Source organism: Variovorax sp. V93 (assembly GCF_041154485.1).
Lineage (GTDB): Bacteria > Pseudomonadota > Gammaproteobacteria > Burkholderiales > Burkholderiaceae_C > Variovorax > Variovorax beijingensis_A.
The window spans coordinates 1,995,232-2,009,643 of record NZ_AP028669.1; the positions used below are offsets into that span (position 1 = coordinate 1,995,232).

Annotated in this window: 17 protein-coding genes; 10 read left to right on the forward strand and 7 right to left on the reverse strand. The window is 65.2% G+C overall.

Annotation, left to right across the window (positions count from 1 at the left end; genetic code table 11):
• Positions 1 to 80: 80 nt before the first annotated feature.
• Complete coding sequence (locus ACAM54_RS09445; RefSeq protein WP_025569768.1) at positions 81 to 1,067, reverse strand: zinc-binding dehydrogenase; 987 nt, start codon at positions 1,065 to 1,067, stop codon at positions 81 to 83.
• Positions 1,068 to 1,195: 128 nt separating this feature from the next.
• On the opposite strand from ACAM54_RS09445, the gene surE reads away from it, so the two are divergent.
• Genes surE through rlmD form a run of 5 tightly spaced genes read left to right on the forward strand, consistent with a single transcriptional unit; the run spans position 1,196 to position 6,143 of the window.
• Entirely contained in the window at positions 1,196 to 1,954 is a 759-nt protein-coding gene (surE, locus tag ACAM54_RS09450) for a 5'/3'-nucleotidase SurE (protein ID WP_145745925.1), read from the forward strand.
• Between the two features lie 2 nt (positions 1,955 to 1,956).
• Complete coding sequence (locus ACAM54_RS09455) at positions 1,957 to 2,730, forward strand: protein-L-isoaspartate(D-aspartate) O-methyltransferase (protein ID WP_192322940.1); 774 nt, start codon at positions 1,957 to 1,959, stop codon at positions 2,728 to 2,730.
• Positions 2,731 to 2,741: 11 nt separating this feature from the next.
• Positions 2,742 to 3,635 (forward strand): peptidoglycan DD-metalloendopeptidase family protein, encoded by an 894-nt coding sequence (locus ACAM54_RS09460; RefSeq protein WP_025569316.1) that lies wholly within the window; start codon positions 2,742 to 2,744, stop codon positions 3,633 to 3,635.
• 4 nt (positions 3,636 to 3,639) lie between these two features.
• A complete protein-coding gene (locus ACAM54_RS09465; protein WP_025569317.1) occupies positions 3,640 to 4,641 on the forward strand; it encodes a sigma-70 family RNA polymerase sigma factor in 1,002 nt (333 codons plus the stop codon).
• 53 nt (positions 4,642 to 4,694) lie between these two features.
• Positions 4,695 to 6,143: a 23S rRNA (uracil(1939)-C(5))-methyltransferase RlmD gene (gene rlmD / locus ACAM54_RS09470; protein ID WP_025569318.1), complete on the forward strand. Its 1,449-nt coding sequence runs from the start codon at positions 4,695 to 4,697 to the stop codon at positions 6,141 to 6,143.
• A gap of 57 nt (positions 6,144 to 6,200) precedes the next feature.
• Here rlmD and ACAM54_RS09475 read toward each other — a convergent pair whose 3' ends face one another.
• A complete protein-coding gene (locus ACAM54_RS09475; protein WP_025569319.1) occupies positions 6,201 to 6,902 on the reverse strand; it encodes a Bax inhibitor-1/YccA family protein in 702 nt (233 codons plus the stop codon).
• A gap of 165 nt (positions 6,903 to 7,067) precedes the next feature.
• Here ACAM54_RS09475 and ACAM54_RS09480 point away from each other — a divergent pair, with 165 nt between their 5' ends.
• A complete protein-coding gene (locus ACAM54_RS09480; RefSeq protein ID WP_012746944.1) occupies positions 7,068 to 7,475 on the forward strand; it encodes a heme-binding protein in 408 nt (135 codons plus the stop codon).
• Positions 7,476 to 7,651: 176 nt separating this feature from the next.
• Here ACAM54_RS09480 and hemP read toward each other — a convergent pair whose 3' ends face one another.
• The 5 genes from hemP to ACAM54_RS09505 form a co-directional block, all read right to left on the reverse strand.
• Positions 7,652 to 7,864 carry a hemin uptake protein HemP gene (gene hemP / locus ACAM54_RS09485; RefSeq protein WP_018903010.1) on the reverse strand — a complete coding sequence of 71 codons (213 nt, stop codon included), beginning with the start codon at positions 7,862 to 7,864 and terminating at the stop codon, positions 7,652 to 7,654.
• A 94-nt stretch (positions 7,865 to 7,958) separates the two neighbouring features.
• The gene (locus ACAM54_RS09490; RefSeq protein ID WP_025569320.1) at positions 7,959 to 8,372 is read right to left on the reverse strand and encodes a biopolymer transporter ExbD; all 414 of its coding nucleotides are present in this window, start codon (positions 8,370 to 8,372) and stop codon (positions 7,959 to 7,961) included.
• 4 nt (positions 8,373 to 8,376) lie between these two features.
• The gene (locus ACAM54_RS09495) at positions 8,377 to 9,093 is read right to left on the reverse strand and encodes a MotA/TolQ/ExbB proton channel family protein (RefSeq protein WP_025569321.1); all 717 of its coding nucleotides are present in this window, start codon (positions 9,091 to 9,093) and stop codon (positions 8,377 to 8,379) included.
• 22 nt (positions 9,094 to 9,115) lie between these two features.
• Positions 9,116 to 9,811 carry an energy transducer TonB gene (locus tag ACAM54_RS09500; RefSeq protein WP_155247782.1) on the reverse strand — a complete coding sequence of 232 codons (696 nt, stop codon included), beginning with the start codon at positions 9,809 to 9,811 and terminating at the stop codon, positions 9,116 to 9,118.
• Between the two features lie 111 nt (positions 9,812 to 9,922).
• Positions 9,923 to 10,195 carry a bacterioferritin-associated ferredoxin gene (locus tag ACAM54_RS09505; protein ID WP_018903007.1) on the reverse strand — a complete coding sequence of 91 codons (273 nt, stop codon included), beginning with the start codon at positions 10,193 to 10,195 and terminating at the stop codon, positions 9,923 to 9,925.
• Positions 10,196 to 10,584: 389 nt separating this feature from the next.
• Here ACAM54_RS09505 and ACAM54_RS09510 point away from each other — a divergent pair, with 389 nt between their 5' ends.
• Genes ACAM54_RS09510 through ACAM54_RS09525 form a run of 4 tightly spaced genes read left to right on the forward strand, consistent with a single transcriptional unit; the run spans position 10,585 to position 14,392 of the window.
• Entirely contained in the window at positions 10,585 to 12,783 is a 2,199-nt protein-coding gene (locus tag ACAM54_RS09510) for a TonB-dependent receptor (protein ID WP_369650535.1), read from the forward strand.
• Between the two features lie 19 nt (positions 12,784 to 12,802).
• Entirely contained in the window at positions 12,803 to 13,489 is a 687-nt protein-coding gene (locus ACAM54_RS09515) for a Fe2+-dependent dioxygenase (protein WP_025569323.1), read from the forward strand.
• A 37-nt stretch (positions 13,490 to 13,526) separates the two neighbouring features.
• Positions 13,527 to 13,826, forward strand: a complete 300-nt coding sequence (locus ACAM54_RS09520; RefSeq protein WP_025569324.1) for a PepSY domain-containing protein — start codon at positions 13,527 to 13,529, stop codon at positions 13,824 to 13,826.
• An 11-nt stretch (positions 13,827 to 13,837) separates the two neighbouring features.
• A complete protein-coding gene (locus tag ACAM54_RS09525) occupies positions 13,838 to 14,392 on the forward strand; it encodes a cytochrome b/b6 domain-containing protein (RefSeq protein WP_025569325.1) in 555 nt (184 codons plus the stop codon).
• The last annotated feature ends 20 nt before the right edge of the window (positions 14,393 to 14,412 follow it).

The window sequence follows — 14,412 nt, forward strand, 5'->3', positions numbered from 1 at the left end:
GAAGCGGGCCACTGGCCAATAAAAAAGCCCGCGGGTGCGGGCTTTTTTATTGGGTGCGAATCCGGGCAAACCCGCGGCACTCAGTTCACCATCACGAGTTTTCCTTTGACGCCGCGCGATCCCATGTGGGCATAGGCGGCTTTCAATTCTGACATCTGCATCGTGCTGTCGATCACGGGCTTGATCTTTCCCTGCCCGTACCAGTGCGCCAATTCGGCCATCATTTGTGCATTGGCCTTGGGCTCGCGCTTGGCGAAATCGCCCCAGAACACGCCGACCAGGGAAGCGCCTTTCAACAGCGTGAGGTTCAATGGCAGCGAGGGAATCGGCCCGGAGGCAAAGCCGACCACCAAATAGCGTCCGCGCCATGCAATCGAGCGAAATGCAGGCTCGGCGAAATCACCGCCCACCGGGTCGTAAATGACATCGGGGCCTTTGCCGTCGGTCGCGGCCTTGATGGCATCGCGAAAGCCGCCTGGAAGCGCATGCGTGGTGTAGTTGATCGTGGCGTCGGCGCCAATGGAGCGGCAGAGTTCGCATTTCTCGTCGGTAGAAGCCGCCGCAATCACTTTGGCGCCTGCCGCCTTTGCGATTTGAATGGCGGCGGTGCCCACGCCGCCTGCTGCACCGAGCACGAGCACGGTTTCACCGGCCTTGAGTTGTGCGCGGTCCATCAGCGCATGCCACGAAGTGGCATAGATCATGATGAACGCCGCCGCGTCGACATGGCCGAAGCCTTCGGGCAGCGGCATGCACAGCGCCGCCGGCGCCAGCGTGTGGGTTGCGAAGCCGCCCGTGCCCGAGAGGCAAGCCACGTTCTGGCCGACCTTCAGGTGGGTGACGCCTTCGCCCACCGCCTGGACGACGCCAGCGTATTCCGAACCGGGCACGAACGGCAGCGGCGGCTTGATCTGGTATTTGTTCTGCACGATCAGCAGATCGGGGAAGTTGAGGCTGGCGGCCCTGATTTCGATCAGCACCTGGCCCGGACCCGGCGCCGGCGTCGGCAGTTCCTTCCAGGTCAGCGCATCGACGCCGGTGGGGTTTTCGCAAAGCCATGCGTGCATGCTCGGGTCTCCTTTGAATCAGTCGTGTGTGGGCAATGAATGCGAGGCGATGATAGGGGGCGCGGCAGGGCGCCGTTGTCCCTGCTGCGACGCGCGCGGCGCCTACAATCCGGGCACTGAAAAGCACCATGAAGATACTTATTTCCAACGACGATGGTTTTCAGGCGCCGGGCATCGTCGCATTGCACGACGCATTGAAAGACATCGCGGACGTCGAGGTGGTTGCACCCGAGCACAACAACAGCGCCAAGTCGAATGCCCTCACGCTGGCGGCGCCGCTCTACGTGCACAAGGCGCACAACGGTTTTCGCTACGTGACAGGCACGCCGGCCGATTGCGTTCACATCGCGCTCAAGGGGCTGCTCGGCTACCGGCCCGACCTGGTGGTCTCCGGCATCAACAACGGCGCCAACATGGGCGACGACACCATCTACTCCGGCACCGTGGGTGCGGCCATGGAGGCCTATCTGTTCGGCATCCCCGCCATCGCGTTCTCGCAGATCGAGAAGGGCTGGGCGCATGTCGACGCGGCCGCCCAGGTGGCCCGGCGCCTGGTGCAGCAGATCGAGCGCGAGCGCATGCTGGACGGCGGCGCCTTCCTGCTCAACGTGAACGTTCCGAACCGGCCGCTCGACGAGCTCAAGCCGATCCAGGTTTGCCGGCTGGGCCGGCGCCATTCGGCGGAGAAAGTCATCACTCAGGAAAGCCCGCGGGGCGAGACGATGTACTGGATTGCAGGTGCCGGAGGCGCCAAGGACAGCGGCGAGGGCACCGACTTCCATGCCACCGCCGCCGGCCACATTGCGCTGACGCCGCTGCAGATCGACCTGACCGACCATGCCAACCTGGGCCAGTGGCGCGAGACGGTTGCCCGTCTCGGTAATTGAGCATGGCCACGCAACGGCCTGGATTCCCGGTTCGCCTGACACCCACCGCCTCGGCCGCCACGCGCGGGCGCCTGCCCGCTGTGCCTGCCAAGCCGATGGTGCCGGCCACGCCTTCGATGGCTTCCGACGCCGTGCGCGCGCGCATGGTGCAGAAGCTCGCTGCCCAAGGCATTGCCGATGCGCGCGTGCTGCGCGCGCTGAGTGCGGTCGAGCGGCATCTCTTCGTCGACAGCGCGCTCGTCAACCAGGCCTATGAAGACACGAGCCTGCCGATCGGGCTGGGCCAGACCATCTCCAAGCCGAGCGTGGTGGCCCGCATGATCGAGCTCCTGCTGGGGGCGCCCGCATTGGCCGGCAAGCCGCAGGACCGTCTCGGCCGCGTGCTGGAAATCGGCACCGGCTGCGGCTACCAGGCCGCGGTGCTGAACCACGTGGCCACGGAGGTCTACAGCATCGAGCGCCTGCGCGGACTGCACGAACGCGCGCGCGCCAACCTGCGGCACTTCCGGCTGGCCACGGTTCATCTGATGCTGGGCGACGGCATGGTCGGCTATGCCAAGGGTGCGCCTTACGCCGGCATCATCGCCGCGGCAGGCGGCGAGGCGGTGCCGCAGGCCTGGATCGAACAACTCGCCGTCGGCGGACGCATCGTGGCGCCCACGCACTCGGCGGGCGGCGGGCAGGCGCTCGTCGTCATTGACAAAACCGCCCGTGGACTCGAGCGCCGCATTCTTGAGGCGGTTCACTTTGTCCCCCTAAAATCGGGCATCGCTTGAAGGAACAACAAATGCAGGGTTTTGGCAATCGGAGTTGGTGCGCTGGTATCACGTTGGCAGTTGTGCTCGTGATCGCGGGCTGCGCCGCACCGCGAGGGCCGGCACCGGTCGAAGACCGGGGCACGATGACGCGTGCGCCCAATGCGGCACCCGGTGGCCCGCTCATCACCACCGATGCTTCGGGCAAGCCGCTTCCAGGCATCGAGAACTATGGCAAGCCCGGCTATTACGCAGTACGGCCCGGCGACACGATTCGCCGCATCGGAAACGAAACCGGCCAGAGCTGGCAGAACATCGTTCGCTGGAACAATCTTGAAAATCCCGACCTGATCGAAGTCGGACAGGTGCTGCGCGTGGTGCCGCCGGTGGGACCGGCTGCCTCTGTCGCAACCGCGCCTGCGCCTTCTTCCGAGGGCGTGGTCACCAAGCCTGTCACGCCGCCGTCGGCGGTGGTGCCTGCAGCGCCCGCCAGCGCCGCGGTCGGCAAGCCGCCGGTCACGGCGTCGCCGTCGGCGCCCGCCGCAAGCTCGGGCGACGAGGACCTCGGCTGGATCTGGCCTGCGCACGGCACGCTGCTCGCGGGGTTCGACGACGCCAAGAACAAGGGCTTCGACATCGGCGGCAAGGCGGGCGATGCCGTCCTCGCGGCTGCCGACGGCCGCGTGGTCTATGCCGGCGCAGGTTTGCGCGGCTATGGCAACCTGATCATCCTGAAGCACAACAACACCTACCTCACGGCCTACGCGCACAACCAGACGCTGCTCGTGAAGGAAGACCAGTCGGTGCAAAAGGGCCAGAAGATCGCCGAGATGGGCAACAGCGACGCCGACCGCGTCAAGCTGCATTTCGAAATCCGCCGCCAGGGCAAGCCCGTCGATCCGGCGCGCTACTTGCCGAGCCGGTGATGCCATGGCCGCTTCCAGCCCCCGTCGCGCACTGCCCGTGCGTCGGCCGGTGGGCCGGGGCAGGGCTGTAGAGAGCGGCCCGCAGGGCTCGCCTGCGAAGCCTGCTGCACTTGCTGCAGACCTGATTGCCGCAACCGATTCGCCCGGCGGCGAAGGCGCCGATGCCCTGACGATCTACCTGCGCCAGGTGCGGCGTACCGAGCTCTTCACGCCCGAAGAGGAATACCAGGCCGCATGCGCTGCGCGCGCCGGCGACTTTGCAGCGCGGCAATCGATGATCGAGCACAACCTGAGGCTGGTTGTGAACATCGCCAAGGCCTATCTGGGCCGGGGCGTACCGCTTTCCGACCTCATCGAGGAAGGCAATCTCGGCCTGATGCACGCCATCACCAAGTTCGAACCCGAACGGGGCTTTCGTTTTTCCACCTATGCAACCTGGTGGATCCGCCAGTCGGTCGAGCGCGCCGTGTTGACCCAGGCGCGTGCCATCCGCCTGCCGGTGCATGTGGTGCGTGAACTGCAGCAGGTGCTGCGGGCCCGCCGCACGCTCGAAGGCGATGCCGAGTTCCTGGCGCATCGGCCCGACGGCGTGCGCGTGGAGGATGTCGCCGCATTTCTGGGGCTGGACGTGCAGGCGGTCGCGGAACTGCTGGCGCTGGCCGAAGCGCCGCGTTCGCTGGATGCCGGCGATGCGCACGGAGACGAAGGCTTCACCCTGGCCGACACCGTGGCGTCCGAGGACGGGCAGGGCGATCCGACCGACGTCACGCACACCCACGAGGTCGCGCGCTTGCTCGATCAATGGGTCCACGCCCTCGATGCGCGCGAGCGCGAGGTGCTGGAGGGCCGCTACGGCCTGCACGACCGCGAGCCCGAGACGCTCGAGGTGCTGAGCGTGCGCCTCGGGCTGACGCGCGAGCGTGTGAGGCAGATCCAGAACGAGGCACTGGCCAAGATGCGGCGCCAGCTGACCCGTTCCGGCGTGGGGCGCGACGCCTTGTTCTAGCGGGGGTTTGCCGTGGCCGCGGAGGGCCGGGCCGGCGCTGAGACAATCGGGGGATGACGGAATCCATCGAAGAAAAGAAAGTCCCCGCGAAAACCCCGGCAACCGCGGCGGGCGAATGGCTCAAGGTCGAGTCGCTCGACCTCGACGCGCAAGGCGTGGCGCACAACGCCGAAGGCATGGTCGTGTTCATCGAAGGCGCTCTGCCTTTCGAAGAAGTGCAGTTCAACGTTCATCGCCGCAAGAACAACTGGGAGCAGGGCACGGTCACGGCCATCCGGCGCGAATCGTCGCAGCGGGTTCGGCCTGGCTGCCCGCATTTCGGTTTGCATACCGGTGCGTGCGGCGGCTGCAAGATGCAGCATCTGGACGAGGCGGCGCAGGTTGCGGTGAAGCAGCGCGCCCTCGAGGACAACCTGTGGCATCTCGGCAAGGTGCGGCCCGACAACGTGCTGCGGCCGCTCGAAGGGCCCGCCTGGCACTACCGCTACCGTGCGCGGCTTTCAGTGCGCCATGTGGTCAAGAAGGGCACCGTGCTGATCGGCTTCCATGAGCGCAAGAGCCGGTATCTCGCCGACATGCAGGTATGCCCGGTGCTGCCCAAGCAGGTCAGCGACATGCTGATGCCCTTGCGCGCATTGATCGGTTCGCTGGACGCCCGCGAGACCTGCCCGCAGATCGAGCTCGCCTGCGGCGATGCGCCCGGTACCACCTCGCTCGGCACGATCGCCTTGGTGCTGAGGCACCTGGAGCCGCTCTCCAATGCGGACATCGGCCGCCTGAAGGACTTTGCGGCGCAGAACGCCGGCGTCCAGTGGTGGCTGCAGGCCAAGGGGCCGGACACGGTGAAGCTGCTCGAAGAAGGTGGCATGCCGCTGTCCTACGAACTGCCCCAGTTCGGTGTGACGATGCCGTTCAAGCCCACCGATTTCACGCAGGTCAATCCGCACATCAACCGTGCCCTGGTCGGAAAGGCGCTGCGCCTGCTCGACGTGCAGGCCGACGAGCGCGTGATCGACTGGTTCTGCGGCCTGGGCAACTTCACCCTGCCGCTGGCCAGCCGTGCGCGCGAAGTCCTGGGGATCGAGGGCAGCGACACCCTGGTCGCGCGCGCGAGCGACAACTTCAGGAAGAACCAGCCTGCCACCGCCGCCCGGCGGGCGCTGTCGGCGACGCGATTCGTGGCGCGCAACCTCTTCGAAATGACCCCCGCCATGCTGGTGGCCGATGGCCGTGCCGACAAGTGGCTGGTTGACCCGCCGCGAGAGGGCGCCTTCGCGCTGGCCAAGGCCATGGCCGACCTGCACCTGCAGCCCGAACTGCGAACCGATGGCTGGGCGCCGCCCAAGCGCATCGTCTACGTGAGCTGCAACCCCTCCACCCTGGCGCGGGATGCCGGCCTGCTGGTGCACCAGGCCGGCTATCGCTGCACGTTCGCGGGGGTGATCAACATGTTCCCGCACACGGCGCACGTCGAGTCGATTGCGGTGTTCGACCTGGCATGAAAAAAGGGCCCGCCGGGCCCTTTTCTCGTTGGCGCTTGCGGCGCCTCGCTCGTTCGCTCAGTCGCGTTCGCCGCCGGCGATGCCCAGCAGGGCCAGCAGGCTCTGGAACACGTTGAACAGGTCCAGGTAAAGCGCGAGCGTGGCACTGATGTAGTTGGTTTCGCCGCCATCCATGATCTGCTTCAGGTCATAGAGCATGAAGGCCGAGAAGATGCCGATGGCGGCCACCGAAATGGCCATCATGCCGGCGCTCGAGCCCACGAAGACGTTGATGATGGCGCCCACCATCAGCACCATGGCGCCGACGAAGAGCCATTTGCCCATGCCGGACAGGTCGCGCTTGATCACGGTGGCGAGCGATGCCATCACGAAGAAAACGCCGGCAGTGCCGCCGAACGCGGTCATGATGAGCTCGGAACCGTTCTTGAAGCCCAGCACCATCGCGATCAGCCGCGACAGCATCAGGCCCATGAAGAAGGTGAAGGCCAGCAGCACCGGCACGCCGGCGGCCGAGTTCTTGGTTTTCTCGATCGCGAACATGAAGCCGAAGGCGCCGCCGAGGAAAACCATGAGGCCCAACCCGCCCGTGAGCGAGCTGGTGATGCCGGTGGCGACGCCGACCCAGGCGCCCAGCACGGTGGGCAGCATGCTCAGCGCCAGCAGCCAGTAGGTGTTGCGCAGGACGCGTTGGCGCTCAGCCTGCGGCAGCGCCTGGCCGTAGCCGGCGGAAGTGTCGAGGGTGGTAACGCGGTCGTTCATGGCCGTAGCTCCTTGGGTTGCTGCAATCACGCAGTTGGGCGCATTCTAGGGGTCTGCAAGAGGGCGGCGGCACAAAGACCGTATGGACGATGGTCCTAAGCACCAGGGCGCCCAGGGAGCCGTTGGCCGTTATGCTGTCGGGTTTCACGCAACCTGATTCTCAACATGAAGACCAAGTCCTTCCTCGAACTCGCCGATGTCAAGGCCATTGCCGCCGCTGCCGAAGCCGAGGCCCTCAAGAACAACTGGGCCGTGACCATCGCCATCTCCGACGATGCCGGCAACCTGCTGTGGCTCCAGCGCCTCGATGGCGCCGCGGCGCTGTCGTCCCACATCGCGCCCGCCAAGGCGCACACGGCAGCCATGGGGCGCCGCGAGAGCAAGGTCTACGAAGACATCATCAATGGCGGCCGCAGCGCGTTTCTCACGGCGCCCGCCGTACAGGGCCTGCTGGAGGGCGGCGTACCCATCGTGAAGGACGGCCAGGTGATCGGTGCCGTCGGCGTGAGCGGCGTGAAGTCGAACGAGGACGCCCAGATTGCCAAGGCCGGCATCGCAGCCCTCGGTCTTTGAGCGTTCGACGCACCAAAGCAAAACGCCGACTTCGAGTCGGCGTTTTTGTTGGATATCCAGCGTGAAAAAAAAGCTTGGCTAGTCGGCGAACCGTTGGCTAGCAAAAAACGACCCTCGGAGATGAGTCTCCTCAAGTCGCCCCACGATGAAACTTGCGCGAAGGGCGGGCTGACGGCTTACTTGGTCAGGATCAGCTTGCCGAGTTTGGTGGCCTGGAGCCTGTAGAGGGAACCGTTGTGCATGATGCCCACGGTCTTGCTTCCTTTCAGAAGCTCCGTGCTTTCGACCATGGGCGCCGGGCGCGGTGCCTGGATGGACGCATGTCCGCCACCCGATTGGTCGAGCGAAGGATGGCTCAGAACAGAAAAGGCGTTCGGTTTGGCTTGCATCTGAAATTCCCTTATCGAAGCGATGAGTGAATGATAATGATTCGCAATAAAAAGTCAATCGCCGCGATCGACTTTTTTAAGGACGTTCAGTGACTTATTTCGCGTCGGGCTCGGTCACGAAGCCGATCTTGCGCACGCCGGCCTCCCGCGCCTTCGACATCGCCTTGGCCACGCGTTCGTAGCGCACCTCCTTGTCGCCGCGGATGTGCAGTTCGGGCTGCGGATCCTTGGCGGCCTCAGCGGCGAGGCGGACGGGCAGTTCGGCGTCGTTGATCTTCTGCTCGTTCCAGTAGTAGCTGCCGTCGGCCGTGATGCTGAACAGGATGTTCTGCGGCTTGGGTTGCTCAGGTTCGCTGGTGGCGCGGGGCAGGTCGATGTTGACTGCGTGCTTCATCACCGGCACCGTGATGATGAAGATGATCAGCAGCACCAGCATGACGTCGACCAGCGGCGTCATGTTGATCTCGTTCATCACCTCGTCGGGCTCGTCCTGGGTTCCGAAAGCCATGATCTCAGCCCTTCTTGAGCGGAACCACGATGGCGTCGCCGCCGCCGCTTTGCACGCGTGCGCCCGTCACGAAGTAGGCGTGCAGGTCATGGGCAAAGCTGTTGAGCTTGGTGAGAACAAACTTGTTGCCGCGCACCAGTGCGTTGTAGCCCAGCACCGCCGGAATGGCCACCGCGAGGCCCAGCGCCGTCATGATCAGTGCTTCGCCGATCGGGCCCGCCACCTTGTCGATGGTGGCCTGGCCGGCCGAACCGATGCTCATGAGCGCATGGTAGATGCCCCAGACGGTGCCGAAGAGGCCGATGAACGGCGCCGTCGAACCGACCGATGCCAGGATGGCGAGGCCGGTCTGAAGGCGCGCGGTGAAGGCATCGATGCCGTTGCGCAGCGAACGCGTGATCCAGTCGCTCACGTCCAGTGCATCGTGCAGATGGGCCTTCGTGTTGCGATGGTGCGCAGCCGCTTCGCGGCCTTCGAGTGCCAGGGCGCGGAACGGGTTGCTGTCGTCCTTGCCGAGCTTGTTGAGCGCGGTTGCGAAGTCTTCGCTGTGCCAGAAGTCCTGCGAATGCTTGGCAAGGCGCTTGTATTTGATGACGTCGAGTGCCTTGATGATGATCACGATCCACGACGCTAGCGACATACCGATCAACAGCAGCGCGACGGCCTTGGTGACGAAATCGCCCTGGTTCCAGACGTTCATCAAGCCGAATTGGGAATCCATACGAAATTGCTCCAGAGAAAGATTAGTTCAGTTTGAATGAGAAGGGGGCCCGCAGCAGGTAGGTGGTCTGTGCGTTGCCTCCCGTTTGCCTGAAGGGCGTGACCTGGGCGGTGCGGGCGGCGCTGAGCGCCGCTTCGTCGAGGCGCTCGAATCCGCTGGACTTGAAGAGTTCGACGCGCTTGGCGAAGCCTTCGCTGTCGAAATAGATCGAGACGACGGTGGTGCCCGACTCGCCCAGGCGCCGGCTCATGCTGGGATACACGAGCTTGGGTTCCCTGACGTAGCGCGTCTGGCCTTCCGAGATTTCGATCGTCCGTGGTGCGGGCGGGGCCGGTGGCGGGGCCGGCGGCGCGGGCGGCGTGGGAGCGGGAGCCTCCGCAACGGGCGCGGGGGGCGGAGGCTCGGGCACGCCGACCGGCGCGCTGGGCGCGGGTGTCGGCTTCGGCTCGCGGATGGCCACCGGGCGAGGCGGCGGCTTGACGGCTTCGGGCTTGCGCTGCGGAGGCGGCGGGGGAGGCGGCGGCGGTTCGGCCGGCTTGGGCGGCTCGACGAACTGGCTCAGGATTTCGACAGGAATCACCACTTCAGCAGCGCGGCGCAGCAGGCCGCTTTGCAGCGCCCACAGCGCCGCTGCATGAAACAGGATCACGCCCCCGGCAATGAGTGCATTGCGCGAGAGGCCCAGTACGGAGGGGGGAGGGGCAAAGCGGTCAGACACGATCAACCAATTCGAATGCGGGCACCCATGGAGGGTGCCTCGATTGCAGCAAAACCGCTACGACTACTGTTTACTTACGAAAGATCCACCAGACCGAGCCCGCAACGAGTATCAGGCTGCCGCCGAGTGCCGAGAAGAGTTCCATGCCTTGCTTTCCGAGATGGAGGTGGCAAGCTGGATCGCACTCGTTCCCGATTCGCGGTTCAACGCGGCGACCGGGTGAGAGGCGCTGCACTGCGCAACGATATCGCGCGCACAGCCTTCACACTGGCCACATTGGGTGGCTACGCCAAGCTCGAACTGGACTTCGTCGAAAGTCATGCCGGCCCGCACATGACGTGCGATTTCACGGTCGGAGACTCGGCGGCAGACGCAAACGATCATGGTGGTGAAAGCGGCAGTTGGCTGGCTGGTTGGGTTCGAGGCGATTATAAATACGAATCCCTCGCATTTTCAATAACTATCCCGGAAAGCGGTCTTTGGTACTCGGATGGGAAAAGGTAGCATTTTAGCAACAGGAGAATCTAAGTGCGAATGATTCAGACTACGTTCGCACTACACTCCAGCCAAATTTCGGCAAGCCACCACCGGTGAAGCACCGGTCCCAGCCAGCCATTCAAACCAGCCGTTTGGCTTTTCTGGAGGTTCTCTTGTCCAATACTGCCCGCCGGCGCGCTCGTGCGTCGCGTCCCCTGTCCTCCTCGGCTCCTGTGGCGCGTACTGCAGCGCCTGGCGCGCCGCGCGAAGCGGCGATGCTGCCGTTTGGCGCACTCATGCTGGCCGCCTCAGTCAGCAGCTGGGCGCAGACGCCGGCGACCACGGTGCAGGGCGGCACCCTTGGAACCATCACGGTGACGGAGCAGGCCGAAGCGCAAGGCAAGGATCAGGTCCAGACCAAGAAAACCAATATCGGCAAGGGAACGCAGGAGATTCGCGATATTCCGCAGTCGATCAACGTCATCACCGAAAAGCTGATCGATGACGTCAAGCTCGACACGTTGAAGGATGCCTTGCACTATTCGGCGGGCATCACTTTCGCCGCGACCGAGAACGGCACCGACCAGGACATCCGGCTGCGCGGCTTCCCGATCGCCAGCACCGGCGACCTGATGATCGACGGCATGCGCGACCCCTCGCAGTACGACCGCGACACCTTCAACCTCGACCGCATCGAAGTGATGCGCGGCTCGGCCTCAATGCTCTTCGGCCGCGGCTCCACGGGCGGCGTCGTGAACCAGGTGAGCAAGAAGCCTTTGCTGGCCGACCAGACCGACGTCGTGGGCACCCTGGGCAGCGGCGGCTACTTTCGCACCACCGCCGATTTCAACCTACGCACCGGCGAGAACTCGGCGCTGCGCATCAACGCGATGTACAACAAGGCCGACAACGGCGGCGCGAAGATCGACAAGTACGGCATCGCACCCTCGTACAGCTGGGGCCTGGGCACAGCGGACGAATTCACCGTCGGCCTGTTCCACCTCAAGAACAACAACGTGCCGATGTCGGCCGTGCGCTACGTCAACGGCAGCCTGGCGCCGGTCAAGCCCGGAGACTTCTATGGCACCTCGGCGGACTTCGTCGATGGCGAGGCGAATTACGTGCACGGCGCGTGGAAGCACAGGTTCGCCAATGGCGGCGAGCTGCGTACGCAGGTGCGCAGCGGCGTGTTCGAGCGGGCGCAATGGAGCACGGCAGTGGGGGCCTGTGGCGCACTTCCCACGGCGGCAGGAACCTGTCCGGCCGGCACCCGGGCGGTCACCTCGCTTGACCCCTCGACCTTCCTCACGCGCAGCGGTCTCACGCCGCGCAAGGACCGCTACAAGGGAACCTATGCGCAGAGCGACTACAGCCTGGCGTTCGATGCGCTCGGCATGAAGCATGAGCTGCTGGCCGGCATCGATGCCTCGAAGGAAGAGGCCATTCGCTTCCAGAACAATGGCAGCACGCTCGGTATCCGTCCGCCCACGCGCGTCGGCACGCCCGACGATGGGGCTGGCCTGGTCGGCACCGGCCTGTCGCCGCAATGGCGCAATTCGAGCAACTACGATGCGAAAGCGTATGGCCTTTATGTACAGGACCTGATCCAGGTTGCGCCGCACTGGAAGGTGCTTGGCGGCATTCGCTACGACAGCTTCAAGGGCGACTTCGAGCAGTTGAACTATCGCGCCGGGGCAGTGAGCAGCACGCCGCTGAGCGTCACCAGCACGCATCTGTCGAACTCGCCGTGGAGCTATCGCGGCGGCGTGATGTACCAGCCCTCCGATTCCCAGTCGTACTATGTGTCGTACGGCACCTCGTTCAACACCTCGGCCGACACCTACCAGTACGTCACGCCGCAGAACGCCAACACGCCGCCCGAGAAGAGCCGCAACCTCGAGGTGGGTGCCAAGCTCGACTGGCTGAACGGCGCGCTCTCCACGCGCGGCGCGATTTTCCGCACCGAGAAGTACAACGAGCGCACCACCGATGCCGATTTTGCCGGCTCGGCCTACACGCTCTCGGGCAAGCGGCACACCGCGGGTGTCGAACTCGACGTCGTCGGCCGCCTGGGCCGGCAGTGGGAGATCTACGCTTCGTATACCTGGATGCCGGTCGCCAAGATCGACCAGGCCGGCAGCGCAGCTGCAGCGCAGGCCTCGGTCGGCCAGCGCGTGGGTCTCACACCCAAGCAGTCGGGTGCGGTCTGGGTCAGCTACCAGGCAACGCCGAAGCTGCGCGTCGCACTGGGCGCACATGGCGCGACCGAGAACCGGCCGTTGACAGGCACCACCGGTGCCGCCTCGGCGACCGCCCGCGTCCCGGGCTACGTGGTGGCCGATGCAATGCTCGAATACAAGTTCACGCCGGACGTGTACGCGCAGATCAACATCAACAACCTCAGCAACAAGGCCTACGGCGATCAGCTGTATCCGGGCTTTGCCATCCTGGGCGCCAAGCGGCAGGTGCTCGGCACGGTCGGCGTGCGCTTCTGATCGGACTGTCCTCGGGGCCATGCTGCTGCACATCAAACAGGTGCTCACTTCCGAGGAGCTGCGCGAGGCCCGCGGGATCCTCGCCGATGCACCCTGGGGCGACGGCCGGATCACCGCCGGCAGCCAGTCGGCGCAGGCGAAGAACAACGAGCAATTGAGGGAAGACTGCGAAGAAACCCGCGCGCTGCAGCAACTGCTGCTGCGCGGCCTGGAGCGGCACCAGCTTTTCTTCTCGGCCGCGCTGCCCAAGCAGATTTCGCCGCCGCTGTTCAACCGCTACGGCGGTGCGTCCAACAGCTTCGGCAACCATGTGGACAGTGCCGTCCGCTTCCTGCGCGACGGCTCGGGCCGGGTGCGCACCGACATCTCGTGCACCCTGTTCCTGGCCGAGCCCGACGAATACGACGGCGGCGAACTCGTGATCGAGGACACCTTCGGTGTGCAGCGCGTCAAGCTGCCGGCCGGCGATATGGTGCTCTATCCGGGCACGAGCGTCCACCGGGTGCTGCCGGTGACGCGTGGCTACCGGACCGCGAGCTATTTCTGGATCCAGAGCATGGTGCGCAGCGACGAGCAGCGCCGGCTGCTGTTCGAGATGGACAACCATTTGCGCCATCTCCGCAGCCAATATGGCGAGACCGATTCCGGAGTGATCGGCCTCACAAGCACTTACCACAACCTGCTGCGCATGTGGCTCGACGTCTGAGCCGTTGCGTGGCGCCTGCACCGCCGGGAGACCATTCATGAACAAGTCGCTTCTTTTCAGTGCTGCCGCCGCAACCGCCGTCCTTTGGTCTGCGTCGGTCTCCGCCCAGTTCGTCGAGCACGACGCGGTCAAGTGCGCGCCGGTTCCCAAGGCAGAGATGCGCCCGCAGATGGAGCTGCAGCGCAAGCTGACCGGCGAAGGCTGGAAGGTACGCCAGATCAAGGACTTCAATGGCTGCTACGAGGTCTACGGCTTCGACGAGAAGGGCCAGCGCACCGAGGCGTTCTTCGATCCCAAGACCTTCGAGAAAGTCGGACAGGTGAAGCAGCCGTCCTGAGGATCCGCGCGGTGCGTGCGGCTCCCGGGCGTCCGCCGGTGCAGGTCTGGGCACTTTGGCTGCGCGCCACGCACTGGGCGCTGGTCGCGGCCATTGCCGTGGCATGGTTCAGTGGCGAGGCGTTGTTGCGGCAGCACGAACTCGCGGGCTACGCCGCGCTGGCCCTGATTGCCGGGCGCTGCATCGGCGGCTGGTGGGGAGGGCGCTACGCGAGATTCCGGCAGTTCGTCCGGTCTCCCGCGCAGGTGCAGCACTACATGGGCGAGGTGCTTGCCCGGCGCGAAAAGCGCTATCTGGGCCACAACCCGCTGGGCGGCTGGATGGTCGTCGCGCTGCTTGCCACGGTGACGGCGGCGGGCGTCACGGGCTGGATGTACTCGCTCGACATGTTCTGGGGATTGGCGTGGGTGGAATGGCTCCACCGCAGCCTGGCCTGGACACTGGTGGCGCTGATCGCCCTGCACCTGGCCGGTGTCGCCTTCACGAGTTGGCGGCACCGGGAAAACCTGGTTGCCGCCATGCTCAGCGGGAACAAGCGCCCGCAGGAGCCGGGCGATGTCGGCTGAGAACGTCGCTCCGGCCTTGG